Annotated in this window: 26 protein-coding genes; 6 read left to right on the plus strand and 20 right to left on the minus strand. The window is 72.9% G+C overall.

The window, feature by feature from the left end; all coding sequences use genetic code 11:
- Positions 1-216: 216 nt before the first annotated feature.
- The 3 genes from JOD95_RS07835 to JOD95_RS07845 form a co-directional block, all read right to left on the minus strand.
- Positions 217-2,739, minus strand: a complete 2,523-nt coding sequence (locus tag JOD95_RS07835; protein ID WP_209684304.1) for an ATP-dependent DNA ligase — start codon at positions 2,737-2,739, stop codon at positions 217-219.
- Positions 2,736-3,626 carry an SDR family oxidoreductase gene (locus JOD95_RS07840; protein ID WP_209684306.1) on the minus strand — a complete coding sequence of 297 codons (891 nt, stop codon included), beginning with the start codon at positions 3,624-3,626 and terminating at the stop codon, positions 2,736-2,738. Before JOD95_RS07840 ends, JOD95_RS07835 begins: the two co-directional genes overlap by 4 nt.
- A gap of 99 nt (positions 3,627-3,725) precedes the next feature.
- Positions 3,726-4,280 carry a hypothetical protein gene (locus JOD95_RS07845; RefSeq protein WP_209684308.1) on the minus strand — a complete coding sequence of 185 codons (555 nt, stop codon included), beginning with the start codon at positions 4,278-4,280 and terminating at the stop codon, positions 3,726-3,728.
- Positions 4,281-4,373: 93 nt separating this feature from the next.
- Here JOD95_RS07845 and JOD95_RS07850 point away from each other — a divergent pair, with 93 nt between their 5' ends.
- Both JOD95_RS07850 and JOD95_RS07855 read left to right on the plus strand, forming a co-directional pair.
- Positions 4,374-5,429: a Ku protein gene (locus JOD95_RS07850; protein ID WP_066651683.1), complete on the plus strand. Its 1,056-nt coding sequence runs from the start codon at positions 4,374-4,376 to the stop codon at positions 5,427-5,429.
- An 89-nt stretch (positions 5,430-5,518) separates the two neighbouring features.
- Positions 5,519-6,133 (plus strand): antibiotic biosynthesis monooxygenase, encoded by a 615-nt coding sequence (locus JOD95_RS07855; protein WP_066651677.1) that lies wholly within the window; start codon positions 5,519-5,521, stop codon positions 6,131-6,133.
- Between the two features lie 51 nt (positions 6,134-6,184).
- Here the strand turns inward: JOD95_RS07855 and JOD95_RS07860 are convergent, their stop codons facing one another.
- From JOD95_RS07860 to JOD95_RS07875, 4 genes are all read right to left on the minus strand, one after another.
- Positions 6,185-7,120: a Ppx/GppA phosphatase family protein gene (locus tag JOD95_RS07860; protein WP_066651676.1), complete on the minus strand. Its 936-nt coding sequence runs from the start codon at positions 7,118-7,120 to the stop codon at positions 6,185-6,187.
- A 142-nt stretch (positions 7,121-7,262) separates the two neighbouring features.
- On the minus strand, positions 7,263-8,120 hold the full coding sequence (locus JOD95_RS07865) for a ribokinase (protein WP_209684310.1): 858 nt from the start codon (positions 8,118-8,120) through the stop codon (positions 7,263-7,265).
- On the minus strand, positions 8,117-9,535 hold the full coding sequence (locus JOD95_RS07870) for an MFS transporter (protein WP_209684495.1): 1,419 nt from the start codon (positions 9,533-9,535) through the stop codon (positions 8,117-8,119). Before JOD95_RS07870 ends, JOD95_RS07865 begins: the two co-directional genes overlap by 4 nt.
- The gene (locus tag JOD95_RS07875; RefSeq protein ID WP_066651673.1) at positions 9,532-10,560 is read right to left on the minus strand and encodes a nucleoside hydrolase; all 1,029 of its coding nucleotides are present in this window, start codon (positions 10,558-10,560) and stop codon (positions 9,532-9,534) included. The genes JOD95_RS07870 and JOD95_RS07875 overlap by 4 nt, the downstream gene beginning before the upstream one ends.
- Before the next feature lie 232 nt (positions 10,561-10,792).
- Here JOD95_RS07875 and JOD95_RS07880 point away from each other — a divergent pair, with 232 nt between their 5' ends.
- Positions 10,793-11,800, plus strand: a complete 1,008-nt coding sequence (locus JOD95_RS07880; protein ID WP_307810405.1) for a LacI family DNA-binding transcriptional regulator — start codon at positions 10,793-10,795, stop codon at positions 11,798-11,800.
- 376 nt (positions 11,801-12,176) lie between these two features.
- On the opposite strand, the gene JOD95_RS07885 is transcribed toward JOD95_RS07880, so the two are convergent.
- The 9 genes from JOD95_RS07885 to JOD95_RS07925 all read right to left on the minus strand — a co-directional run bounded on the left by JOD95_RS07885 (position 12,177) and on the right by JOD95_RS07925 (position 18,893).
- Complete coding sequence (locus JOD95_RS07885; RefSeq protein WP_209684312.1) at positions 12,177-13,886, minus strand: MDR family MFS transporter; 1,710 nt, start codon at positions 13,884-13,886, stop codon at positions 12,177-12,179.
- A complete protein-coding gene (locus JOD95_RS07890; protein WP_307810406.1) occupies positions 13,883-14,506 on the minus strand; it encodes a TetR/AcrR family transcriptional regulator in 624 nt (207 codons plus the stop codon). The genes JOD95_RS07885 and JOD95_RS07890 overlap by 4 nt, the downstream gene beginning before the upstream one ends.
- A 47-nt stretch (positions 14,507-14,553) precedes the next feature.
- Positions 14,554-15,036, minus strand: coding sequence for a GNAT family N-acetyltransferase (locus JOD95_RS07895; protein WP_235426426.1), 483 nt, complete (start codon positions 15,034-15,036; stop codon positions 14,554-14,556).
- A 33-nt stretch (positions 15,037-15,069) separates the two neighbouring features.
- The gene (locus JOD95_RS07900) at positions 15,070-15,750 is read right to left on the minus strand and encodes an HAD family hydrolase (protein ID WP_066651668.1); all 681 of its coding nucleotides are present in this window, start codon (positions 15,748-15,750) and stop codon (positions 15,070-15,072) included.
- A 48-nt stretch (positions 15,751-15,798) separates the two neighbouring features.
- Positions 15,799-16,440 (minus strand): MBL fold metallo-hydrolase, encoded by a 642-nt coding sequence (locus JOD95_RS07905; RefSeq protein ID WP_209684314.1) that lies wholly within the window; start codon positions 16,438-16,440, stop codon positions 15,799-15,801.
- Between the two features lie 54 nt (positions 16,441-16,494).
- Complete coding sequence (locus JOD95_RS07910) at positions 16,495-16,920, minus strand: MarR family winged helix-turn-helix transcriptional regulator (RefSeq protein WP_209684316.1); 426 nt, start codon at positions 16,918-16,920, stop codon at positions 16,495-16,497.
- Positions 16,921-16,999: 79 nt separating this feature from the next.
- Positions 17,000-17,572 (minus strand): DUF3618 domain-containing protein, encoded by a 573-nt coding sequence (locus JOD95_RS07915; protein ID WP_209684318.1) that lies wholly within the window; start codon positions 17,570-17,572, stop codon positions 17,000-17,002.
- Complete coding sequence (locus JOD95_RS07920; protein ID WP_066651661.1) at positions 17,569-18,012, minus strand: phage holin family protein; 444 nt, start codon at positions 18,010-18,012, stop codon at positions 17,569-17,571. The genes JOD95_RS07915 and JOD95_RS07920 overlap by 4 nt, the downstream gene beginning before the upstream one ends.
- The gene (locus JOD95_RS07925; protein ID WP_209684320.1) at positions 18,009-18,893 is read right to left on the minus strand and encodes a hypothetical protein; all 885 of its coding nucleotides are present in this window, start codon (positions 18,891-18,893) and stop codon (positions 18,009-18,011) included. The genes JOD95_RS07920 and JOD95_RS07925 overlap by 4 nt, the downstream gene beginning before the upstream one ends.
- A 199-nt stretch (positions 18,894-19,092) precedes the next feature.
- Here JOD95_RS07925 and JOD95_RS07930 point away from each other — a divergent pair, with 199 nt between their 5' ends.
- Both JOD95_RS07930 and JOD95_RS07935 read left to right on the plus strand, forming a co-directional pair.
- The gene (locus JOD95_RS07930; RefSeq protein ID WP_209684322.1) at positions 19,093-19,857 is read left to right on the plus strand and encodes a glycosyltransferase family 2 protein; all 765 of its coding nucleotides are present in this window, start codon (positions 19,093-19,095) and stop codon (positions 19,855-19,857) included.
- Between the two features lie 89 nt (positions 19,858-19,946).
- Positions 19,947-20,630 carry a hypothetical protein gene (locus tag JOD95_RS07935; RefSeq protein ID WP_209684324.1) on the plus strand — a complete coding sequence of 228 codons (684 nt, stop codon included), beginning with the start codon at positions 19,947-19,949 and terminating at the stop codon, positions 20,628-20,630.
- 3 nt (positions 20,631-20,633) lie between these two features.
- Here the strand turns inward: JOD95_RS07935 and JOD95_RS07940 are convergent, their stop codons facing one another.
- Positions 20,634-21,242, minus strand: a complete 609-nt coding sequence (locus JOD95_RS07940) for a helix-turn-helix domain-containing protein (RefSeq protein WP_209684325.1) — start codon at positions 21,240-21,242, stop codon at positions 20,634-20,636.
- 66 nt (positions 21,243-21,308) lie between these two features.
- Here JOD95_RS07940 and JOD95_RS07945 point away from each other — a divergent pair, with 66 nt between their 5' ends.
- On the plus strand, positions 21,309-22,298 hold the full coding sequence (locus JOD95_RS07945; protein ID WP_209684326.1) for an NAD(P)/FAD-dependent oxidoreductase: 990 nt from the start codon (positions 21,309-21,311) through the stop codon (positions 22,296-22,298).
- Here the strand turns inward: JOD95_RS07945 and JOD95_RS07950 are convergent.
- Genes JOD95_RS07950 through JOD95_RS07960 form a run of 3 tightly spaced genes read right to left on the minus strand, consistent with a single transcriptional unit; the run spans position 22,283 to position 23,747 of the window.
- The gene (locus JOD95_RS07950; protein ID WP_066651649.1) at positions 22,283-22,951 is read right to left on the minus strand and encodes a pentapeptide repeat-containing protein; all 669 of its coding nucleotides are present in this window, start codon (positions 22,949-22,951) and stop codon (positions 22,283-22,285) included. The two genes, JOD95_RS07945 and JOD95_RS07950, sit on opposite strands and share 16 nt — an antisense overlap.
- A gap of 4 nt (positions 22,952-22,955) precedes the next feature.
- Positions 22,956-23,390 carry a DUF6314 family protein gene (locus JOD95_RS07955; protein ID WP_066651647.1) on the minus strand — a complete coding sequence of 145 codons (435 nt, stop codon included), beginning with the start codon at positions 23,388-23,390 and terminating at the stop codon, positions 22,956-22,958.
- Positions 23,391-23,399: 9 nt separating this feature from the next.
- Positions 23,400-23,747: a hypothetical protein gene (locus JOD95_RS07960; RefSeq protein WP_209684327.1), complete on the minus strand. Its 348-nt coding sequence runs from the start codon at positions 23,745-23,747 to the stop codon at positions 23,400-23,402.
- Between the last annotated feature and the right edge of the window lie 118 nt (positions 23,748-23,865).

Genomic DNA, 23,865 nt, shown 5'->3' on the forward strand with positions numbered 1-23,865 from the left:
CGACGAACGGCGTGACGAACCCCGGAGTCGACCCGTCACACCAGTGGGCCCCGGAACCGTGGGGGTTCCGGACGCCCGGGTTCTGGTGATCCCGGGCCGCGGACGCGCCGTGGTCGGCCACCCCTGATCGCCGACCGCGGTGCACCGGCGGCGGTCCGTGCGTCCCCTGATCCGGCGCACGGACCGCCTTCGCCCGCGATCGCCGAGGCCGACCGGTCAGGACTCGCGGACGACGTCCTCGGGCCCCTTGTCCGGCCGCCACCCGCGCCACGACGGCTGTCGGAGCCGACCGTCCGCCGTCCACTCGGCGAACTCGACCTCACCGACCCGACGAGGTGTGATCCAGTGGGCGTCGCGGGCATCCGGGCGAGGGACCTCGACGAACGGCGAGGTCTTCCGCTCCGTCTTCCCGAGGGCCTCCCCGATCTCGTCCAGGTCGCGGTCGCTGAACCCCGTCCCGACCCTGCCGACGTACTCGAGTCCGTCCGGGCCGGGTACGCCCAACAGCAGCGATCCGACGCCACCGGCCCGGCGCCCCCTGCCGGGTCGCCACCCACCGACGACGACCTCCTGCGTGGCGTGGTGCTTGATCTTCACCCAGGCCTCGGAGCGGCGGCCCTCGGCGTACCGCGACGACCGTTTCTTCGCGACGACGCCCTCGAGCCCCCGCTCACGCGACGCCGCCACGGCATGGTCCAGGTCACCGTCGACCGCCTGGGGCACGTCGATCACCCCACCCGGCTCGACGACGGTCAGGAGCGCCTCGCGCCGGGCGTCGTAGCCGAGCCGGGTCAGGTCGTGTCCGTCGGCCTCGAGCACGTCGAAGAGCAGCAGGCGCACGGGTGTCCGGCGCCGAGCAGCCTCGACGTCACGAGCCCCGGTCAGTCCCATGCGGTCCTGCAGCAGGCCGAACGACGGACGCCCGCGCTCGTCCAGCGCCACGACCTCGCCGTCGAAGACCCCGTCGACCCCGGCCCGCTCACCCAGCTCCTGCAGCTCCGGGTACTGCGCGGTCAGGTCGTTGTCGTTGCGGCTGCGCAGGGTGACCCGTCCGTCGCGCACGGTCGCCAGGGCACGGACGCCGTCCCACTTCATCTCGAACGCCCAGGCCGCCGGGTCGAGACGCGGCTCCCCCTGCACGGGGCTCGCGAGCATGGCCCGACGCTCGGCGGGCGACGTCCTCGCGGGCGCGGCACGTCCGATCCGCTGCCGCTCCGCAGCGCTCGGCGTCGGTGTCCGGGAGGCTCGACCCGCATCCGCCTCGCCACCCCCGTCGGCGAGACGGTCCGGTTGGTCCTTCGTGCGGTGGATGAGCCAGTTCTGCTCGTCGCCGTCCTTCCCGCGGCCCCGCCCTCGGGTGTGCAGGAGCGCCAGCCGACGGACGCCGTTCGTGCGGCCGTGCAGCGTGACGATCACCTCTTCGCCGTCGCGCCACTTCTCGAGCTCGTAGGTGCCGTCGTCCCAGATCGTGACGGTCCCCCCGCCGTACTCGGCCTGCGGGATCGTCCCCTCGAACGAGCCGTACTCGAGCGGGTGGTCCTCGGTCTGCACCGCCAGGTGGTTCTTCCCGGGGTCGGTCGGCTCGCCCTTCGGCAGCGCCCAGCTCACGAGCACACCCTCGTGCTCGAGCCGGAAGTCGTAGTGGTCCCGGGTCGCGTGGTGCTCCTGGATGACGAACGTCGGCGTGCCGTCCTTCCGCACGGTCGGTGCGCCCTCGGGCACCGGCTCCGGCGTCCGCGACGCATCGCGCTTCGCGCGGTAGGCCGCGAGGCGGTCGCGAGCCGGTTGCTCTGCCTCGTTCGCACGCTGGGTCCGGTCGCCGTCCCAGTGGCCGTGGTCGGTCCTGCCCACCGCCAGCGAGGCGGAGACGACCGGGTGCAGGAGGTCGCCGTGGGCCTCCAGGCGGTCGAGGACCTCCTCGAACTCCAGCTGGGCGAACCCGCGCTCCTCGAGCTCCCGCCAGGTCCGCGGCGCGGCGACGGTCGGCCGGTCACGGCCGCGCAGGGAGTACGGCGCGATCGTCGTCTTGTTGCCGTTGTTCTGCGACCAGTCGACGAAGACCTTGCCCCGTCGCTCGGCGCGGCTCATCGAGGACAGCACCAGGTCGGGCAGGTCCTGCTCCAACGCCCGGGCGAGCTCGTGCGCGACGTCGGACACCTGTGCGGTCGTGGCGCGCCCGTCGAGCGCCGCGTACAGGTGGATGCCCTTCGAGCCGCTCGTCACCGGGTACGGGTCGAGCCCCATGCCGTGCAGGATCTCGCGTGCGGCGAGCGCCACCTCGACGCACTCCGGCAGCCCGACACCCTCGCCGGGGTCGAGATCGAGCACGAGCCGGTCCGGACGTTGCTGCGCGCCGCGGGGACCGAACCGCCACTGCGGGACGTGCAGTTCGAGCGCCGCCTGCTGCGCCATCCAGACGAGCGTCGGCAGGTCGTCGACGATCGGGTACTCGGTGTCGTGCTCCTTGTGCGCGATCGTGTGGTGACGGACCCAGTCGGGCGCCGAGTCGGGCAGGTTCTTCTCGAAGAAGACCCCGCCGTCCACGCCGTTCGCCCAGCGCTTCCGCGTCACGGGGCGGTCCTTGACGTGCGGGATCATCCACGGCGCCACCCGCTCGTAGTAGGCGATGACCTGGCCCTTGGTCGTCCCGGTCGTCGGGTAGAGCACCTTGTCGGTGTTCGTCAGGGCGATCCGACGGTCGCCGACCGTGACGGTGGTCTTCCGGGCGACCGGGCTCACAGCGCGACCCCGGTCGCTCCCGCCACGGTCAGGGTGCTGCCGGACGTGTACGAGGACTCCGGGCCGGCGAGGTGGACGTAGGCGCTGCCGAGCTCGACGGGCTGCGCCGGACGGCCGAAGGGGGTGTCCTGACCGTAGGCGGCGATCTCGTCACCGGGGTAGCTGATCGGCTGCAGCGGCGTCCACACCGGCCCCGGCACGACGCAGTTCGCCCGGATGCCCCTCGCCGCGAGCTGGCGGGCGAGACCGTTCGTGTAGGTGATGATGGCGGACTTCGTGGCGGCGTAGTCGATCATCCGGTCCTGCGGTTGGTAAGCGGAGACCGAGCTCGTGGTGACGATCGCGCTGCCGGGCGCCATGTGCGGGACGGCCGCTCGCACCAACCAGAACATCGAGTAGAGGTTGACCTTCATGGTGCGGTCGAAGTCCTCGGTCGACTGCTCGGTCACGTCCTCGTGCACCTGCTGGTGTCCGGCGACGAGCACGAGCGCATCGAGGCCGCCGAGCTCGCTGACGGCGTCGCGCACGAGGGTGTCGCAGAACGCCTCGTCGGTCAGGTCGCCCGGCAGCAGCACGGCCCTGCGCCCGAGGTCGCCGACGACGTCGCGCACCTGTTCCAGGTCCTCGCGTTCCTCGGGCAGGGCGTTCAACGCGACGTCGGCCCCTTCCTTCGCCATCGCGATCGCGGCAGCTCGCCCGATGCCGGAGTCGGCTCCGGTCACGAGCACCCGGTACCCGGGCATCCGCCCCGTCCCGAGGTAGGTCGTCTCGCCGTGGTCGGGCGCCGGGTCCATCGCGCTGGCCAGCCCGGACCCCTGCTGGGTCTGCGGCGGGAACGGCGGCCGGGCGTACTGCGAACGCGGGTCCTGCTTGTCGAGCTGGCTCATGGGCCCATGGTGCTCGCCGTGGCGGCACGACGGTTCAGGACCGGGCTGTTCCGTGGACGGGTCGTCCTGACACAGGAGCTGTGCAGGGACCGGCGGCCGTCAGGCCGTCGTCCGCACCGGGGCGGCGAGCAGCTGCTCCGCGCCGACCCGGTCGCCGCGTCCCTGCACGAGGGTGCCGACCCCGAGTACGGCCCAGACGACCGCGACACCCCAGTCGCCTGCGGTCCCCGACGCCGCGAGGATCGCCCACAGCGCGGCCAGCCCGACGAACACGCACCCGCTGGTGCGTCGCTGCCGGGCGTCCGCCAGCCACCGTTGCACCCGCGGACGCCAGACCGCGTCCGGGACCTCGGCGGGGACGCGTCCGTCGTCCACCCACCGTCGCGTCGCGACGACGGCGGCACGACCGCCCCGTCGCGCCCAGGACCAGACCTGCAGCGCGGGGAGCACGACCGCCAGCGCGAGGCCGAGCACGACGACCGCGACCCAGGGGACCGGTCGCGGTTGCAGCGCGAAGAACACCGCCGGTGCGACCGCCCCGCCGACCGTCAGGGCGACGAGCTGCCACCACCCCGACGCGCCGATCCGATCGTCGTCCGTCGTCGCCGTCGCCGGCGCCTCGCTGGCCGTCGTCGTCTCGTGGTCCCCCGTCATGTGCAGCACGGTACGCCCTCCGGTGTCCGGGCGCGGCTGGCGATCCGCCCGGAACTGAGGGCCCGTCGCCGCACTCGCGGGCATCATGTGCCCATGAGGTCGATCTGGAAGGGCTCCATCGCGTTCGGGCTCGTCAACGTGCCCATCAAGGTGTACGCGGCGACCGAGACCCACGACGTCTCCCTGCACCAGGTGCACGACGAGGACAAGGGCCGCATCCGGTACAAGCGCGTGTGCGAGTTCGGCCACGAGGTCGAGTACGCCGACATCCAGCGCGCCTACGACGACGGCGACAAGACCGTCGTGCTGACGTCCGACGACTTCAAGCAGCTCCCCGAGGAGCAGTCGCACGAGATCGAGGTGCTCGAGTTCGTGCCCGTCGACCAGGTCGACCCGATGATGTTCGAGAAGTCGTACTACCTCGAGCCGGACTCCCGCTCGCCGAAGGCCTACGTGCTGCTCCGCGAGACGCTGTCGAAGACCGACCGGCTCGCGATCGTGCAGTTCACCCTGCGGCAGAAGACCCGGCTCGGCGTGCTGCGGGTGAACGAGGACGTCATCCTGCTGCAGGGGCTGCTCTGGGGCGACGAGGTCCGGGCTGCTGACTTCGCGGCCCTCGACGCGTCGGTGAAGGTCAGCGCGAACGAGCTGAAGATGTCGTCCTCGCTCGTCGAGAGCATGTCCGCCGACTTCGACCCGGACCGCTACACGGACTCCTACCAGGAGGAACTGCAGCAGCTCATCGACGCGAAGCTCGAGGCCGGCGACGACGTCGACACCGCGGAGACGTTCGGCGAGCGCTCCGAGGACGAGGAGGACGGCGACGGCGGGGACGTCATCGACCTGATGGCGGCCCTGCGGGCCTCGGTGGACAAGAAGCGGTCCGGCCCGTCGGGGTCGTCGCGGTCCTCGTCACGGTCATCGTCACGGTCCGGAGGCTCTGGGTCGCGCTCGTCGTCCGGCGCACGGTCGTCGTCCGGTTCCGCTGGTGCGGACGACGAGGGGGACGCGGAGGCGGCACCGGCCGAGAAGGCACCGGCAGGCAAGGCGCCGGCGAAGAAGACCCCCGCGAAGAAGACCCCCGCGAAGAAGGCTCCGGCGAAGAAGGCTCCCGCGAAGAAGACCGCTGCGAAGAAGCAGGCCAGCTAGCCGTCGCGTCGGGTCCACCGCCGCCCACCGTGGGCAGCGCACCACGGTGCCGTCACGAGCCGGAAACACGACTCCGCGAGACTGTCCGCATGACTCCACAAGAGCCAGGGAGCCTGCAGTCGTCATCCGTGACCGCAGGCCCGCCCGTCACCGTGTCCATCACCCGCCTGGTCGAACCCGACCGCATCCCCGACGCCACAGCGTGGGTGCAGTCCGGCGTCAACCTCGCGAACCGCTACCCGGGCTTCCTCGGCTCCGGGTGGGTCCGGTCGCACGCCACCAGTCGGGAGTGGCACATGCTCTACCGGTTCGCCGACCACGAGCAGCTCGCCACGTGGGAGAACTCCGACGACCGGCTCCGCTGGCTCGACCAGGGGCGTGACCTCGTGGTGGAGTCCCGGGTGGAGAAGCGCACCGGCATCGAGGGCTGGTTCGACGCCCCGCAGGACGCCCCCGCGTCGAGCGCCCCGCCCCGCTGGAAGCAGGCCGTGAGCATCTGGCTCGGGTTCTTCCCGGTCAACCTCGCCTTCACCTACCTGGTCGGCTGGCTCGTCCCGGCGTTCGGGCACCTGGCCGTGCTGCCCCGCGTGCTCGTCACGACGCTCGTGCTCACGCCGATCATGACGTTCTGGGTCCTGCCCGTCGTCACGGGGCTGATCCGCCCGTGGCTGCTCGCTCCCCCGCGACCCGCCCGGCAGCGCTAGGCCCTGACCGAGCCCGACCGCCCGGCCGGGTCGGGTCGGGTCGGGTCGGTCTCAGCCGAGCACGGAGAGCTGGTCGAGCCGCTCGAGGATCACGCCCTCGCGCAGCGCCCACGGGCAGATCTCGAGCGCCGGCAGGTCGAAGATGTCCAGGCAGGCCTCGGCGACGAGCGCTCCCGGGACGACCTGGTGCGCCCGGCTCGGCGAGACGCCCGGCAGCTCGGCCAGCTGGTCGAGCGACATCGTCAGGAGTGACGGCAGCCGCTCGCGGAGCACCGTACCGTCGAGGGACCGCGGCACGAGCGGTCCCGCGGCCGAGGGCGCGGCGCCGCAGATCCGGGCGATCGACCGGAAGGTCTTCGAGGTCGCCACCGCCCTGTCGGGCCGCCCGGCGCGCAGCAGCAGTCCGGCGTCGCGGGCGATCGCGACGCGGATCTCGTGGCGGATACGGCGGACGTCGTCCTCCGAGGGCGTGCCCGCCGCGAAGTACCGGCGCGCGAGTCGGGCTGCTCCGATCGGCATCGACCACGCGACGTCGGGGGCCTCGTCGGCACCACCGGCGATCTCCAGGGAGCCACCGCCGATGTCGAACACCGCGAGGCGTCCGGCGGACCACCCGAACCAGCGTCGGACGGCCAGGAAGGTCAGCCGCGCCTCGTCCTCGCCGGACAGCACCGCGAGCTCGACGCCGGTCTCCCGCTCGACGTGCGCGAGCACCTCGTCGGAGTTCACGGCGTCGCGGACGGCCGAGGTCGCGAAGCCGAGCATGTCCTCGCAGCCGCGCTCCTCGGCGACGCGGACGGCGTCGGCGACGAAGGTCGTCAGCGCGTCGACCCCGACCGCGGTCACCGCACCCGACTCGTCGAGGTGCTCGGCGAGCCGGAGGGCCTGCTTGAACGACGACGCCGGCAGCGGCGCGGCCCCGCCGTGGGCGTCCACCACGAGCAGGTGGCCGGTGTTGGACCCGATGTCGAGGACTCCGACGCGCATGCACCAACGCTAGCGGCCGATGTCCCCCGCAGGACGCAACCTCGGCGACACCTCGCAGCGGTACAGCGCTGCGAGCAGCCGCCAGGGTTGCGTTTCGCGGAACGGTCGGGACGGGACGGGACGGGCGGACGGGAGGCCCGGGCTACGGCCGCAGGAACGACTCCAGGTCCGACGTGGTCGGGTAGGAGGCCTGCGCGCCCGGCTTCGTCGCGGCGTACGCGCCGACGCCGACGGCGAAGCGCGCGGCCTCGAGCAGGGAGTCCCCGGCGTCGAGTCGGAGCGCCACCGCCCCCATGAACGCGTCGCCGCAGCCCGTGGTGTCGACGGGCTCGACCCGCACGGCGTCGACGTCGACCGGCGCGGCATCCCCGTCGTGCACCGTGCAGCCCGCGCCGCCCCGGGTCACGATGGAGCGTGCGACGCCGTGGTCCCCGAGCTCGGCGGCCTCGTGCTCGTTGACCAGCAGCACGTCGGTCAGGTCGAGGAGCTCCTGCGGCACGGCGCCGAACGGCGACAGGTTCGTGAGCACCGTCGCTCCGGCGGCACGACCGGCCCGCGCGGCGGCGAGCACGACGTCGATCGAGACCTCGAGGCAGAGACCGAGCACCCCGGCGCCGTCGAGGGCGTCGGCGGGTACGTCGTCCGGGGTCAGCGTGGCGTTCGCGCCGCCCGAGATCACGATGGTGTTCTCCCCCGCGGCGTCGACCGTGATGACGGCCGTCCCGGTGGCGACGCCCTGCCGGACCGCCACGTGCGTGGTGTCCACGCCGGCCGATGCGACGGACTCGCGCAGCAGTGTGCCGTTCCCGTCGTCGCCGACCGCACCGATCATGCGGACGGTGCCCCCGAGCCTCCCGGCTGCCACCGCCTGGTTGGCGGACTTGCCACCGGGCAGGATCGCGAGGTCGGACCCCTGCAGGGTCTCCCCGGGCTTCGGGAAGCGCTCGGTGCGGACCACCAGGTCCGCGTTGAGGCTGCCCACGACGACGATGCCGCTCATGCGGTGGCTCCTGTCTCGGCCGAGGCCGGGCGCGGGATGAGGAAGGACGTGGCGAGTGCCGCGCAGGTGATCGCGGCACCGAGGAGCATGCCACCGGAGTAGCCGGCGGTGCCCGCTGACCCGCCGGTGCCGAGTGCGATCTGCAGCGCCGGGAGGACCGCGAAGCTGATGCCCGCACCGAGGTTGAACGCGCCCGCGTTGAGGCCCGGCAGGAAGCCGGGGTTCGAGTCCGGCGAGAGCACGATGCCGAGCCCGTTCAGCACGATGTTCGCGATGCCCGCGTAGGTGATGCCGATGAGCACGGTGGCGGCGACGAGCACGGGCAGCGAGTGGACGCCGACGAACGCCATGACGAGCGTCGCGACGATGCTGCCGACGAGGCCGACGCGGAGCACGGCGCGGTAGCCGAGCGTCGGTGCGAGGCGGCCGGAGAAGGGTCCGACGACCCAGCCCACCAGCGCGTACGGCACGAGGAACGCGAGCGATGCGACGTCCGCCTCCATGCCGAAGCCGACCTCGTCGTTCTGGGCCAGGCTCGTGACCAGCCCGTTCACGACGGCGAAGACCCCCGTCATGGTGAGCAGCGTCGTCACGAGGAGCGCCCAGGTCCCGCGACGCCGCAGGTACCGGGTCTCGACGAGCGGCTCGCGGACCCGCGACTCGACCGCCCAGAAGACCGCGAACGCGACCAGGGCGACGACGATCCCGCCGACGACGAGCGCCCGGTCGGCCTGGGCGAGCTTGCCGGCCTCGTTGAACGCCGTGAGCAGTGCGCCGACGCTGACGACGAGCGGGAGCACGCCCCACCAGTCCATCCGGGTGCCGGCGGACGGCTTCGACTCGACGCCCCACACCGCCACCATGAGCGCGGCGAGGACCGTGACGACCGCGATCACCCAGAAGATGCCGCGGAAGCCGAAGTGGGTGGCGATCCAGCCGCCGGCCAGCGCGTCGACACCGGCGATGCCACCGTTCACGGCGGTGAGCAGGCCGAGGGCTGCGCCGTAGCGCTTGGGGTCGGCGATCTCGTTGCGCAGGATGAGCAGGCCGATCGGGACGACCGGCCCGGTGACGCCCTGGATCATGCGGCCGGCGAAGAGCACCGGCACGTTCACGGCGAGGGCGGCGACCACGCTGCCGACGAGCATCACGAGGAGCATGCCGAGCAGGACCCGCTTGCGGCCGACGATGTCGGACAGCCGGGGCAGGAACAGTGAGAACAGGGCGGCGATCGTGAAGAACAGCGTCTGCGAGAGCCCGATGGTCGCGTCGTCGGTGCGGAGTTCGTCCGCCATCGTCGCGAGCGCCGGGCTGAGCATGCTCGCGTTGAGCTGGAACGCGACGCACGCGGCGAGCAGGGCGGCGGTGAGGGCGCCGATCGACTTCGTCGTCGAGGTGGTGGTCACGGTGCTCAGGCCTCCGGGGTGACGGTGGTGTCGGCGGACTCGACGGCCCGGGCTGCGGCGCGCGGGGACCACCCGGTGTCGGGCGTCTCGCCGATCCGCTCGAGGGCGTCGACGACCAGGTCCCAGAAGCGCCCGTGGTCGAGCTCCATCGCCGCGGACGTGCGGCAGTCCTCGGGCGCGGGACCGCGGAGGTCGGCGACGGTCATGCCGAGCGTGTGGGTGCCCGTCGTCTCGATCGCGATCGGCATCCGCACCGCGCGGACGATCGTCGGGTCGATGACGTACGCGACGGCGCAGGGGTCGTGCACGGGCGGGGCGTCGAACCCCTGGGCGTCCTCGTAGGCCTTGCCGAAGAACTCGAGCAGCTCGCCGACGAACGCTGCGGGCCCGGTGCCGACGGCGGCGATGCGCGCGGCCACCTCGGGGGTGGCGAGTGCCTGGTGGGTCAGGTCGAGCCCGACCATGACGACGTCCCACCCGGCGCGGAACACGATGTCCGCTGCCTCGGGGTCGATGACGATGTTGAACTCGGCGACCGGGCTCCAGTTGCCGACGTGCACGCCGCCGCCCATCAGGACGACCTGCTTGACGCGCTCGACGATGCGCGGTTCCTTGCGGACGGCGAGGGCGATGTTCGTCAGGCCGGCGGTCGGGACGATCGTCACGGTGCCGGGCTCGTGCGCCATCACGGTGTCGATGATGAGGTCGACCGCGTGCCGCTCGTCCAGGCCGAACGACGGCTCGGGGAGCATCGGCCCGTCCAGGCCGCTCTCGCCGTGGATCTCCGGGGCGACCTCGATCTCGCGCAGCAGCGGCCGGTCGGCGCCCGCAGCGAACGGCACGCCCGTGATGCCGGCGATGCGCGCCACGGCGAGGGCGTTGCGGGTGACCTTCGGCAGGGTCTGGTTGCCGACGACGGTGGTGACGGCGAGGAGCTCGATCGTCGGGTTGCCGTGTGCCAGCAGGATGGCGACGGCGTCGTCGTGGCCGGGGTCGCAGTCGAGGATGATCTTCTGCGTCGTTGCATCGGGCACCTTGGGCGCTCCACTTCGTCGGGGATCGGCGTCGGCGGGCCGCTCGCAGCCCGTCGTGTCCGGCAGCGCCGGACGGAGGTATGTGCTCGACGCGGTGGGGTCCGCACTGTGGAGGAACCAACTCCAGCGCGGCGCGTCAAGCGTTTGACATTCGAACACGTCAAACGCTTGACGTCAACTCCGAGCGATCCTCGTCCGACCGCCTGCCCTCGTCGGTCGGTAGGCTCGTCGGGTGCCCTCCCCCGCCGCTCACGGCCGTCGCGTGACCGCGGCGATGGTGGCCGAACGCGCGGGGACGAGCATCGCGACGGTCTCCCTGGTCGTCAACGGCAAGGAGCGCGGGCGGGTGTCCCCGCCGATCGCGGAGCGGGTGCGCGACGCGGTGGATGCCCTCGGGTACGTCGTCGACCACGCGGCGAGCACCCTCGCCCGCGGCACCGGCGACCTGGTCGTGCTCATCGCACCCGACCTGTCGAACCCGTTCTTCGCCGAGGTGATCCGCGGCGTGCGCGACACGCTCGGCGACCGGTACCAGCTCGTGCTCTCGGTCACCGAGCGCGGCGCACAGCCCACCGCCGCCGACCTCCGGCGCTTCGAGCGGCTGCGGCCGGCGGGGATCCTGGTCGACGCCCCGGCAGCCGGCGAGTCGATGGACGCGAGCGTGCCCGTCGTGCTGCTCGACGCCCCCGACGCCGCCGAGGGCACCACCGCCGTCGACTACGACCTCGCTCCGGGCATCGACGCGCTCGTCGCCCACCTGCGGGACCGCGGACACGACCACGTGGCGTACCTCGACGGCACCGCCCGGGTCGCCACGTTCGGCATCCGCCACCGGATGTTCGACGAGGCCTGCGCCGCCGCCGGGATCACGGTCTCGGAGACCGGTGCCCGCGCGGACCTGACGGTGGACGCCGCCGCGCTGGCGACCGAGCACGTGGTCGAGGCGTGGCACGAGGACGGCGTCACCGCGGTCGTGGCGGCGGCGGACACCCTGGCGTACGGCGTGCTCCGGGTGGCGGGCGCGATGGGGCTCCGGGTCCCCGAGGACCTGGCGGTCGCGGGCTTCGACGACCTGCCCTCGTCGTCGGTCACGGCGCCGGCCCTGACGAGCGTCGCCCTGCCGGGAGCCGAGCTCGGCCGCACCGCCGCCCTGCGCCTGCTCGCGACGATCGACGGCACCGCGGTGGAGCCCGTCGACCTGCCGGCCCGCCTGGTCCCCCGCGCCAGCACCGGCGCCTGACGGCGCCTCCGCACGATCCACCGGACGGGAGGCGCGGGGACCGGCCGGCACCGCGCCTCCCGTCCGACACGGCGCACGTCCGGCGACGCGGCCCCGTTCCGGCGACACGGCCCCGTTCCGGCGGCGAGACGCGGTGTCGTACCGCGAGACGCCGGCGTCTGCCCGGGACGCACCGGAACACGCGAGACGCCCCCGGTTCCGGAGGCGTCTCGCACGCGCGGGGGCGTCTCAGACCGACGCCGGCGTCTCGGCGCACGGAGCCCCCGTGACGGACGAGGTGTCCCGCGCCGACGCCGGCGTCTCGGCGCACGGAGCCCCCGTGACGGACGGGGCGTCCCGCGCCGACGCCGGCGTCTCGGCGCGGGGAGCGCCCGCGTCAGGCGGAGGTGTCCCGCCCCGACACCGGCGTCTCGCCGCGCGCCGACGTCGCGGCGGGCGACGGAGCCGCGGCCGACCCGGCCGTCCCGGCCCGCTGCGCACGCTCGAGCTCGTCCGCCTCGGCGCCGCCGACCGCCTCGCCACGGGCGACCATGCCGGCCGTGTCCGACAGGCGGATCTGCGGCAGGAACAGTGCGAGCAGGAACGCGATCGCGATGAACGGCAGCAGGTACCAGAACACGGGCGCGAGCGAGTCGGCGTACGCGTTCACGATGCCGTCCTGCACCGCCCCGGGCAGCTTCGCGACGGTGGCCGGGTCGATGCTGCCCGCCGAGGACGCCGCGTCGGTGGCGGACCCGCCTGCCGAGGTGAAGACGTCGGTCAGCGCGCTCGTCAGCCGTGCCGTGAACAGCGCGCCGAAGACGGCGGTGCCCAGTGATGCGCCGACCTCGCGGAAGTAGTTGTTCGTCGACGTCGCGGTCCCCACCTGCTCCGCGGGCACGGCGTTCTGCGCGACGAGGACGACCACCTGCATGATGAGCCCGAGCCCCGCGCCGAACACGAACAGGTAGGCGCAGATGAGCCAGATCGGGGTGTCCGCGGCGAGCTGCGTCATGGCGAGCATGGCCAGCGCCACGAGCACCGTGCCGACGATCGGGAACACCCGGTAGCGGCCGGTCTTGGTGATGAGGTTGCCGGACGCGATCGAGGTACCGATGAGGCCGACCATCATCGGCAGCATGAGCAGGCCGGACACCGCGGCCGAGGTGCCCGACGCCATCTGCAGGAACGTCGGGACGAACCCGATCGCGGCGAACATGCCGATGCCGAGCACGAGGCCGATGCCCGTCGCGAGCAGGAACGTGCGGTTGCGGAAGAACGACATCGGCAGCACCGGGTCCTCGACGCGCGACTCGACGAGCACGAGCAGCGCGGCCGAGACGACGAGTCCGGCGAACCAGGCCCACGTCTCGGGAGCGTCCCAGCCGTGGTCCCTGCTGCCGCCGAACTCGGAGAAGAACACGAGGCAGGTGGTCGCGGCGGACATGAGCACGACGCCGAGCACGTCGATCCGCTTCTCGGCCTTCTTCGTCGGCAGGGTCAGCGCGAACCAGGCGACGAAGAACGCCGCGATGCCGACCGGGATGTTGATGTAGAACGCCCAGTTCCAGGTGAGGTGGTCGACGAAGAACCCACCGAGCAGCGGGCCGCCGATCGCCGACAGGCCGAAGATCGCGCCGAGCGGGCCGAGGTACTTGCCGCGCTCCGAGGCGGGGACGATGTCGGCGATGATCGCCTGCGACAGGATCATCAGGCCACCGCCGCCCAGGCCCTGCATCGCGCGGAAGACGACGAGCTGCGTGAAGTCGCCGGCGAAGGCGCAGCCGGCGGACGCGATCGTGAACAGGGCGATCGCGACGAGGAACAGGTTGCGACGCCCGAGGACGTCGCCGAACTTGCCGTAGATCGGCATCACGATGGTCGATGCGAGCAGGTAGCCGGTGGTGAGCCACGCCTGGTGCGCGACGCCGCCGAGTTCGCCCACGATGGTGGGCATCGCCGTCGACACGATCGTCTGGTCGAGGCTCGACAGGAGCATGCCGGCGATGAGGGCGGAGAAGATGATCCAGATGCGTCGCTGCGTCAGCAGCAGCGGTCCGTCGGATCCGGGTCGGGCACGCTTCGTGCCCTGCGCGGTGGCGCTCATGCGGTGTGGTCCTGTCCGGTGGTGGTGATGGCCGCCCTGAGCTGGCGGAGGTTGTCGGTGAGCAGCGCGTCGAACGACGGCCCGGTCGACTCGTCGAAGGCGTCGTCGAAGTAGGTGCCGGCGGTGACCTTGAGCAGGCCCGCGGCCGCCTCGGCGACCAGCTGGGCCCGTCGATCGTCCGGGTCGGTCCACCCGAAGCGATGCCGCACGGCCTGTCCGACCGCGGCGAGCTGGACGTCCGCGGCCGCCAGGAACTTCGCGACCATCAGCGGCTCGGCGTCGAACACCCGACGGACCAGGGCCTCGTCGGCGCGGTCGAGCCCGACGACGTGCATCTGCTCGATCGCGAGCGCGACGATCGACCCGAGCGGGTCGAGGTCCGTCGGCACGAGCGAGCCGTCGGCGTACGCCGCGAGCAGTTCCGACATGGCGCCCTGCTCGATGCCGAGCACGGCGTCGTCCTTCGACGCGAAGTGGTTGAAGAACGTCCGCCGTGAGACGCCGACCGTCTCGCAGAGCTGCTCGATGGTGAAGCCGTGCAGACCGTGCTCGATCGTGGCCCGGCGTGCCTCGACGACCATGCGTCGGCGCAGCGTGCGGGTGCGTTCGGTGGGGCTCACCGAGCAAGAATTGCACTCTGATGCTGAGAGTGCAACAGGAGGACGGGTTACAGCGCCTTCGCGAAGCAGAACGACCAGGGCATGGTCGCGGCGTACGGCTCGTAGACGTCGATCTGCTGCCACCCCGTCTTGCGGTACAGCGCGACGGCCTCGGGCTGCTTGTCGCCGGTCTGCAGGATCACGCGGGACACGCCCTGCTCGCGTGCGACCTGCTCGCCCTCGGTGAGCAGCGCGGTGGCGGCGCCCTTGCCGCGGGCGGCGGCGAGGACGATCAGGCGCTTCAGCTCGACCTCGTCGCCGAGGTGCCGGACGGCGATGTGCCCGAGGGCGGAACCGTCCTCGTCGATCGCGAGCAACGAGGTGATCACGGTCGCCGGGTCGACGGCCAGCACACGGTTCCGCTCGGCGGTGACGGCCGGGTCCTCGTCCGCGTGCCCGTCACCGTAGCGCTCGTGCATCTCGTCGTCCATGGTGGCGCGGAGGGCAACTCCACGAGGGTCGTCCCAGGCAACGCGCTCGATCGTGATCACGATCGTCCATCCTCGCACGCACGGGGGCGGGACTCAGGCCAGCGCGGCGATCGGCCCCTCGCCCGCCCGGAACGCGGCGAGCACGGCGGCTGCGTCGTCGTACACGGCCGCGGCACCGGCCCCGCGGAGTTCGTCGCCGCCGATCCCGCCGGTCATCACACCGACGCAGGGCAGCCCGACCTTCCCCGACGACTCCACGTCCCACATCGCGTCACCGACCATCACCGCGCGATCCGCAGCGACGCCGACCTTGTCGAGCGCGACCTGGATGATCCCGGGGTCCGGCTTCGCCTGCTCCACGTCCTCCGAGCTCGTCTCGGCCGTCACCCACGCGGACGCGTCGAGCAGCTCGCGCAGCACCGACAGCTCCGACTCGGGCGCACTCGTCGCGAGCACGACCGCGTGGCCGGCGTCGGCGACCGCCTCGAGCAGTTCCCGCGCCCCGGGCAGCAGCCGCAGCTGCGGCATGTGCTCGGAGTAGTAGGCGGTGTGGAACTGCTTCGCGGTGTCACGGACCTCGTCGGAGGCGTCGGGCAGCAGCTCCTCGAGCAGGCGCCCGGAGTCCATGCCGATCGCGCGGTGGATCCGCCACGCGTCGACGGACTCGCCGGCGGCTCGGAACGCTCGCCACCATGCGTCGACGTGCGCGTAGTTCGAGTCGGCGAGGGTGCCGTCGATGTCGAAGAGGACGGCGGTCGAGGGAGCATCAGGCATCCACCCAGCCTGCTCCCACGACCACCGGTTCGACCCAGGGTCGCGCGATCAGACCTCGATCGACGAACCGACGGGCAGGATCGACGCCGGGACGCCACCGAGGCCCTCGGTGCCGAACATCCGGACGTTCATCTCCTGACCGCCCTCGCTGAGGAGCAGCTCGTGGATCTGCACCACGCGCTCCGGTGCGACCGCGCGGACGTAGTCGACACCCTCGCCGGTCTTCGCCCACGGCCCGCTCGTCGGGACGAGCAGGGTCCGGACCGGGACGTCCGGCACGAGGTAGGCGTCGCCCGGGTGGAAGACGGCGTCGTTCACCAGGTAGCCCACGTTCGCGATGGTGGGGATGTCGCGGTGGATGACCGCGTGCTCCTCCCCGAAGACCCGGGCGCGGAAGGGCCCGACCTCGACCGTGTCGCCCGCGGCGACCGTGCGGACGCGGCCGTCGTGGTCGCCGAGCTGCTCGACGACCGACGCCGGACCGTGGACGACGACGTCGGCGCTGCGCTCCAGACCCGCACGGATCGCGTCGACGGCGAAGTGGTCGGCGTGCTCGTGGGTGACGAGGACGACCGTGGCCCGGGCGACGAGGTCGGCGGACTCGGGCGTGAACGAGCCCGGGTCGATGACGAGCGAGGCGCCGTCCTGCTCGAGGACGACGGTGGCGTGGTTGTACTTCGTCAGCTGCATGTCGTCAACTGTACAACACTGTTGTACAAATGGGACCGGTTGTCGGAGGGACCCTCAGTCAGCCCGGCGCGCCAGACGCTCGAGGATGTCGGGCAACCGGGCGAGGAGCGCGCGCTCGTCGTCGTCGAGCTCCGCACGCACGGCCGTCGCGAGCCAGTCCGCGCGCCCGTCCATGTCCCGCTGCAGCGCGGCGCGGCCGGCATCGGTGATGCGGATCACCGACGCCCGTCGGTCCGTCTCGGACACGGTCCGCTCGACGTACTCCTGGCTCGTCAGCTCCGCAACGGTCCGGGACTGCCCCTGGTGCTTCACGCCGCGTCGCCGGGCGAGCTCCGCGATCGTCATCGGCCCCTCGCGTCCGAGGAACCCCAGCGTCGTCGAGTGCGCCGGCGGCAGGCTGTCGCCCTCGCGCCGGGCCGCCCGCACGACGCGGCCGATCGACTGGCGCAACTCGGCGGCGAGTTCGTCGATCGGGTCCATGGGCCCCGACGCTACCGCGGAACGGACGGGAGGCCCGTGGCGGCGTCGCCACGGGCCTCCCGTCCGTCACGGGGTGACGTCAGCTGCTGCGCACGTCGTCCGCAGCACCCTTCGCGTGCTCCTGGACGTCGGACGCGGCGCCCTGCGCCTCGTCCTTGACGGTCTGCGCGGCGTCCTGCGCGGTCCCCTTGAGGTCCTGCGCGTGCTCCTTCGCCACGTCGCCCAGCTGCGAACCGACGTCCTTCGCCTGGGACTTGACGTCCTCGACGAGGGGCGCCGCCTTGTCCTTGAGCTCACCGGCGAGCTGCTCCTCCTTGTCGGACGTCGGGATGAGCGACGAGGCGAGCCACCCGGCGCCGAACGCGATGAGCCCGACCGCGAGCGGGTTGCCCTTGGCCTTCTGGACGCCCTCGTGCGCGACGTCCTTCGCCCGGTCGGTCGCACCCGAGGCAGACCCCGAGACGCTCGAGCCGGCGGAGTGCGCCGAGCCCATCACCGAGTCGCGGACGCCCTGGAAACGGTTCTTCACCCGGTCGGTCTGGCGGTGCGCGATCGAGGACGGGTTGACCTTGTCGGCCAGGGCGTCGACGTCGGACCCGAGGGCACCGCGGGTGCGCTCGATGTCGGCACGGATCTCTTCTGGGGTGCTCATGGCTTCCTCCCGGTGTTCGGCTTCAGTGCTTCGGGGACTTCCTTGACGGTCTCGACCGTCTGCGGGGCGCCCTGGATCTCCTTGATCTCCTTGCGCCCCCGGACGGCGAGGATCGCGGCGACGATCGCGTAGACCACGGCGATCACGACGGCGGACCACGCGTTGCCGATGAGGTACCCGAGACCCCACCACGCGGCGATCGACAGGAACAGCAGGGCGAACAGGGCGGTGAGCCCGGCGCCGCCGAACATGCCGCCGGCCTTGCCCGCCTTCTTGGCGGACTCGGTGAGCTCCGCCTTGGCGAGGGCGACCTCCTGGCGGAACAGCGACGACAGGTCCTTCGACACGTCGGTCAGCAGTTCGCCCAGGGGCGTCGTGGCGGCGCGTTCCTCGGGCGTCGGCTCACCGAGCGGGGTCGCGCCCGGGACCGTGTGGCTCATACGCCGCTCCCCGTGCCGGTCGAGGTCTCGCCGGCCTCCTTCTCGTGCTTGACCTCGGTGGCGAGGGCCTTCGTCAGGCGTCCGGCGAGGATCCCGGCGCCCGCGGCGAGCGCGATGAACGTGCCGGGACGCTTCGCGGCGAAGGACTTCACCTCGTCGAGGAGCGAGCCGGGGTCGCGGTTCTCGAGGTACCCGGCTACGGAGCCCGCGCGGTTCGACAGGTCGCGGACGACCTTCGCGGCGATGCCCTGCTCGTCGTCCTTGTCGGCCATGCGGCCGAGCTGCTCGCCGAGGCTGCGGAGCCCTCCGGCGGCGCGCTCCTGCTGCCCGGCCGCCTGCTCCTTGAGCGTGTCGGAGGCCTGGGAGTAGAGCTGCTTGGCGTGGTCGGTCGCCTCGGAGGCGACGTTCGACGCCTGCTCCTTCGCGGTGCCGGCCACGTCCGCGGCCTTGTCCTTCGCGTCGCCGGCGACGTCCTGCGCGGCACCCTTGGCTGCGTCGGCCTTGCCGCCGTCGCTGCTGCCGCCGCCGGCACCGGCACCGGTGCTCGTGGCGGTGGCCCCGCCGACGGGCGGGACGGAGCCGGTGGAGGTGCCGGTGCCCGTGCTCGTCGTCGTGGAGTCGTGCAGCGGTGCCGACTCGCCGGCGGCGGACGGCGTCGCCGGGAGCTGCTCGTCGGCGGGCAGCGCGTCGAGCGGCTCGACGTCGTCGAAGCCGTCGGGCCGGAGGACGTCGTCGAAGTCGCGGTCGGTGTCGCGCGGCGCGGGGACGCCGGTGCCGAAGGAGGGCACCGTCACGCCCGGGTGCACCTCGTGTCCCTCGGCAGCCGCGGTGCGGTCGTGGATGGGCGTCCCGGAGTCGTTCCCGGGTGGGTTCGTGGTCATGGTCGGCCTTCCGGTTCGGTCGCGGCGGGTACGGCACCCGTCGCGCTGGCCCCGACCGTGCGCGACCGGCGCTGCGTTGCAGCACAGGAACGTCGATCTGCGCGGTCGGTCCGTCCACGGAACGCGGAGGGGCTGCCGTGGTCGACCGCGGCAGCGGGGCCGACGGTCCGCCCAGCGCGCCTCCGGCAGGATCGGCAGGGTGCCGCAGGTCTCCGTCGTCGTCCCCGTGCTCGACGATGCCGAGCACCTCGCACGCTGCCTGGACGCACTGGCCGCGCAGACGCACCCCGTGCACGAGGTCCTCGTCGTCGACAACGGCAGCACCGACGACAGCGTCGAGGTCGCCCGGGCCGCGGGCGCGACCGTGTTGCACGAACCCGTGCGCGGCATCGCCTCGGCCTCGGCTCGTGGGTACGACCGCGCCTCGGGGGACGTCATCGCGCGGCTCGACGCCGACTCGGTGCCGCCGCCGGGATGGATTGCCGAGTCGGTGCGCCTGCTCGAACGGCCGGGCGTCGTGGCGGTCACCGGCCCCGGTCGACCGCGCGAGGGCGGCCGGGTCCTGCGCCGCCTGTGGGACGGGCTCTACATGGGTCCGTACTTCGTGCTGATGTGGTCGGCGCTCGGACGTCCTCCGCTGTTCGGCTCGGCGATGGCGATGCATCGTGCCACGTGGCTCGCGGCCCGTTGCCGGGCACACCGTGACGACCCGGAGGTGCACGACGACGTCGACCTCTCGATGCAGCTCGACCCCGCGTGGCACGTGGTGGCCGCCCGGTCGCTCACCGTCGAGGTGTCGGCGCGGCCGTTGTCCGGGGCGGCCTCCGTCGCGCGGCGGACCCGGCGCGCGTTCCACACCTTCCGGGTCAACGGCCGGCGGGCGAACCCGGTGCGGCGGTGGGCGCGACGGGGCCGCGTGGCGCTCCGGGCCCGGGTCACCGCTCGCTGGACCCTCCGGCGCTGACCGGCGCACCGAGCGGCGTCGACGACTACCGTCGGCAGCACGAGGTCGGGTGGACACCTGACGACGCACCCGGGGGGGGGGGCGGAACGATGCGGCACACACGCACCACGACGCTGCTCGCCACGATCGGACTCGGGGTGGGCCTCGCGCTCACCCTGTCGGGGTGCACCGGCGACGGCGGTGACGGCGCCACCCCGACCGCGAGCACGTCCTCGTCGTCGACGACGTCGGGTGCGCCGACCCCGACCGACGGCGCCACCCCGGCACGGACGCCCGGCTCCGGGGCGACGCACACGTCGTCACCGCAGTCGAGCACCGCACCGGCCTCCGCGACGGGCACGGTGCCGGAGACGTGCGACGACCTCGTGACACCGGGCGCGTTCGAGTACACCGACGAGGCAGCCCTGAACGACCCCGCCGTCGTCGGTGACCTCGAGATCCCCCGCACCGCACTGACCCCGGCACGGCAGTCGAGCGGGCAACGGTTGTACTGCGTCTGGCGTGACCCCGAGGCCGACCTCACGAACCTCACCATCCAGGTCGAGAACGTCGTCCCGTCGCGTGCCACGGAGGCGCTCCGCGGACTGTCCGACTTCGACTGCGCGTCCGTCGACGACGGGCTCCGGTGCCAGAAGGTCACGCAGAACCCGCAGTACCCCGTGACCGACGGCGACACCTACTTCACCCGCGGCGACATCGGCATCCGCATCGCCCAGTCGAACGTGCCGACGGACGGGCTCCTCGAGGACGTCGTCGGGCACGTGTTCGGCTGAGCCTCAGCCCGTCGGCCGTGACCGCACGTGGGCCCGCTCCCCCTGCGGCCCGTACAGGCAGAGCACCTCGGTGACCTCGTCCGTGGTGTTGCCGACCCAGTGCGGGGTGTGCGTGTCGAACTCGACGACCTCGCCCGGCCCGAGGTCGAAGTCGCGGTCGCCGAGCAGCAGGCGCAGACGTCCCGACAGCACGTAGAGCCACTCGTAGCCCTCGTGCGTCTTCAGGCTCCGGTCGCCGTTCGCCGGCATCGGCGGGATGAGCTGCTTGAACGACCGCACGCCCCCGGTGCGCTTCGTCAGCGGGATCACCACGCGACCGCCGTGCCGCTCGGGCTGCAGGTGGACGCGTGGGTCGCCGGTCTGCGGTGCGCCGACGAGGTCGTCGAGCGGCACCTGGTACGCCCGGGCGAGGGGCAGCAGCAGCTCGAGGGTCGGTCGACGCTGCCCCGACTCGAGCCGCGAGAGCGTCGACACCGAGATGCCGGTCTCCGCGGCGAGCGCCGCGAGCGTGACCTGTCGTCGCTCCCGCAGCGACCGCAGCCGCGGGCCGACCGCGTCGACGACCTGCGCCGTCGTCGGTGGGGTGATCCGTTCCTCCCGGCCGTGCACCATGCGGCCATGTTGCCACACCGGCAAGATTCGTTGCCGTTGTCGCCGACCACTGTCCATGATGCGGTCATGCGTGATCACTACGACGTCATCGTCATCGGCGGCTCGGCCGCCGGCCTGTCCGCCGCACTCATCACGGGGCGGTCGCGCCGTTCCGTCCTCGTCGTCGACGCGGGTGAGCCCCGGAACGCGCCCGCCGAGGGCGCCCACAACTACCTCGGGCGCGAGGGCGTCGCACCCGCGGAGCTGACCCGGATCGGCCGTGAGGAGGTCGCCGCGTACGGCGTCGAGGTCGCGGCCGGGAGGGTCGTGGCCACGTCCGCCACCGAGGGCACCGGTGTCGACCCCGTCGGCTTCTCGGTCACCCTCGACTCCGGAGCGGTCGTCACGTCGCGCCGGCTGGTCGTCGCCTCCGGCGCCGTCGACGTGCTGCCGGACGTCCCCGGCCTCGCCGAGCAGTGGGGACGCGGCGTCGTGCACTGCCCGTTCTGCCACGGGTGGGAGGTCCGCGACGGCCGCATCGGTGTCCTCGTCACCACACCGAACGGTGCGCACCACGCCCAGATGTTCCGCGCGCTGAGCGACCGGGTCACGGCGTTCGTCACGGACCCCGCACTGGTCGACGACACCGCGCTCGCCGGTCTCCGGGCCCGCGGCGTCGAGGTGGTCGAGGCGTCGATCACGCGGGTCCGCTCCTCGGACGGCGTCCTGACCGGTGTCGAGCTCGACTCCGGGGAGGTCGTCGCGCTCGACGCGCTCGCGGCGTCGAGTACGGCGGAGCCACGCGTCGGGTTCCTCGAGGGGCTCGGGCTGCACGCGGATGACGTCGTCGTGAACGGCTTCCGGTTCGGCGGTGGGCTCACCGTCGACGCGGTCGGCCAGACGGGCGTCCGCGGGGTGTACGCCGCGGGCAACGTCACGTCACCGATGGCCACCGTCATCGCGGCGGCGGCTGCGGGGACCCAGGCCGGTGCCGCGGTGCACGGCGACCTCGTCCAGGCCGACATCGCGGCGGCGCTGGCCGCCGACGCGGAGCCCGCCGGTCACTCCACGCGGTAGCCGGCCTGCGCTGCCAGGAGCGGCGCGAGGGCGAACAGCTGGTCGGTGCCGATCGTCGCCCCGCGGAGGCCCTCGAGCCGCTCCACCCGGTCGAGGTCGGCGTCGCGCAGGTCCACGTGCTCGATGCGGGTGCCCGAGCCCTCCACGGAGCGGATCCGGGTGCCGGGGAAGGCCACGCGCAGCAGCCGGGCGTCGGCGACGTCGAGCTCGTCGACCACGCAGTCGCGGAACACGACGTCGGTGAGCGTCGAGCCGCGCAGGTTGACGAACCCGAGCTTCATGCCGACGAACTCGACCCCGTTCAGCGTCGCGTCGTACAGCTCGGCGGAGCCGACCCGGCCACCGGCGACCCGGACCTCGCGCCAGGCGCTGCTCGAGGCGCGGAACACCGGCGCGTCGAGCGTCTCGACCACCGAGTCGCGGATGCGCAGTCCGCGCAGGTCGGTGCCGTCCGCCCGGAGCGTGTCGACCACGCACTCCTCGAGCTCGAGGTCGGGCAGGCGCTCGCCCGCGAGGTCGAGCACGTCGATGCGCCTGCCGTCGATCCGGTCCCCGGTCAGGACGTCACCGGGCGCCGGTGCCCAGTCGTCGAGGTCCCGCGGGTCGATCGGGGTGATCCGTGGGGCGGCGGTACCGGTCGAGGAGCGTGCCATGCGCTCAGTCTGCCGTGGTGGACCGACGCTGCAGGACGCTGTCGAGCCGGTGGTCCTTCGCCGGGCCGCGTGCCCGCCACCGGACGGTCCAGCGCTCGGCGTCCCCGTCGAGCACGCCCGTGTAGTCGTCGGGCGCGCACGCGTGCTCGACCGTGGTGCCCCACACCCAGTCGTGGAAGACCCGGCCGTCGGCGAAGTGCACCGTCCACCGGCCGTCAGGGCCACGGCGCACGACGAGGGTCCGGGACACCGGCACCACGCGGCCGTCGAACGTCATGGTGCCGGACTCGTCCCAGCGCACCTCGTCCGGGGTCGTCAGCGTCAGGGTCGTCGACCCGGTGACGGTGCCGGTCACACCCGCGAGGCGGTCGTCGACCGTCCGGCGGAGCGTCCAGTCGCCCAGCAGGTCCGTCGGCAGCAGCGGGCTCGTCGGCGACACCCGGCCAGGTTACGCGCGGAGCGCCTCGGCCCGGGCGTCCCGGCGCTCGTCGTCGGTGATGAGGCCCCTGCGGTGCAGGTCGTCGAGCTCGGCGAGCCGGTGCTCTCGGGAGACCGCCGGAGCGAACGCTGCGCTCTGCGCCGCGCGGTACGCCAGGTCCTCCTGCAGGGTCAGGGGGTCCTGTCCACGAGCGGCCATCCGTCGGGACCGGTGCACGACGAGGACGATCACCGCGACGACGCCGAGGAGCGTGACGATGCCGCCGACGGCCACGAGGGTCCAGACCAGGTCGTACACGGGCGGGATCAGCGGGTTGTGGGTCTCCCCGCCCGGGACCCCGAAGTCGTCGATCGCCATGTCAGCCCCTCCCCGCCGGGCACGGTCGCGCCCTGGGCTGGAGCGTAGCGCGCCCGGTGCTTCCCGGAACAGGTGCCACGGCAGGGGCTTCCGGGCGTACCTGGTGGAACCGTCCCAC

It is taken from the genome of Curtobacterium sp. 1310 (assembly GCF_017834105.1).
In the GTDB taxonomy this organism is placed as follows: Bacteria; Actinomycetota; Actinomycetes; order Actinomycetales; family Microbacteriaceae; genus Curtobacterium.

Excerpts from the sequence above, each read along its gene's own strand:
- JOD95_RS07840 (WP_209684306.1), bottom strand. The coding sequence starts at position 3,626 with ATGAGCCAGCTCGACAAGCAGGACCCGCGTTCGCAGTACGCCCGGCCG.
- JOD95_RS07845 (WP_209684308.1), bottom strand. The coding sequence starts at position 4,280 with ATGACGGGGGACCACGAGACGACGACGGCCAGCGAGGCGCCGGCGACG.
- JOD95_RS07850 (WP_066651683.1), top strand. The coding sequence starts at position 4,374 with ATGAGGTCGATCTGGAAGGGCTCCATCGCGTTCGGGCTCGTCAACGTG.
- JOD95_RS07855 (WP_066651677.1), top strand. The coding sequence starts at position 5,519 with ATGACTCCACAAGAGCCAGGGAGCCTGCAGTCGTCATCCGTGACCGCA.
- JOD95_RS07860 (WP_066651676.1), bottom strand. The coding sequence starts at position 7,120 with ATGCGCGTCGGAGTCCTCGACATCGGGTCCAACACCGGCCACCTGCTC.
- JOD95_RS07865 (WP_209684310.1), bottom strand. The coding sequence starts at position 8,120 with ATGAGCGGCATCGTCGTCGTGGGCAGCCTCAACGCGGACCTGGTGGTC.
- JOD95_RS07885 (WP_209684312.1), bottom strand. The coding sequence starts at position 13,886 with ATGAGCGCCACCGCGCAGGGCACGAAGCGTGCCCGACCCGGATCCGAC.
- JOD95_RS07900 (WP_066651668.1), bottom strand. The coding sequence starts at position 15,750 with ATGCCTGATGCTCCCTCGACCGCCGTCCTCTTCGACATCGACGGCACC.
- JOD95_RS07905 (WP_209684314.1), bottom strand. The coding sequence starts at position 16,440 with ATGCAGCTGACGAAGTACAACCACGCCACCGTCGTCCTCGAGCAGGAC.
- JOD95_RS07910 (WP_209684316.1), bottom strand. The coding sequence starts at position 16,920 with ATGGACCCGATCGACGAACTCGCCGCCGAGTTGCGCCAGTCGATCGGC.
- JOD95_RS07915 (WP_209684318.1), bottom strand. The coding sequence starts at position 17,572 with ATGAGCACCCCAGAAGAGATCCGTGCCGACATCGAGCGCACCCGCGGT.
- JOD95_RS07920 (WP_066651661.1), bottom strand. The coding sequence starts at position 18,012 with ATGAGCCACACGGTCCCGGGCGCGACCCCGCTCGGTGAGCCGACGCCC.
- JOD95_RS07925 (WP_209684320.1), bottom strand. The coding sequence starts at position 18,893 with ATGACCACGAACCCACCCGGGAACGACTCCGGGACGCCCATCCACGAC.
- JOD95_RS07935 (WP_209684324.1), top strand. The coding sequence starts at position 19,947 with ATGCGGCACACACGCACCACGACGCTGCTCGCCACGATCGGACTCGGG.
- JOD95_RS07940 (WP_209684325.1), bottom strand. The coding sequence starts at position 21,242 with ATGGTGCACGGCCGGGAGGAACGGATCACCCCACCGACGACGGCGCAG.
- JOD95_RS07945 (WP_209684326.1), top strand. The coding sequence starts at position 21,309 with ATGCGTGATCACTACGACGTCATCGTCATCGGCGGCTCGGCCGCCGGC.
- JOD95_RS07950 (WP_066651649.1), bottom strand. The coding sequence starts at position 22,951 with ATGGCACGCTCCTCGACCGGTACCGCCGCCCCACGGATCACCCCGATC.
- JOD95_RS07960 (WP_209684327.1), bottom strand. The coding sequence starts at position 23,747 with ATGGCGATCGACGACTTCGGGGTCCCGGGCGGGGAGACCCACAACCCG.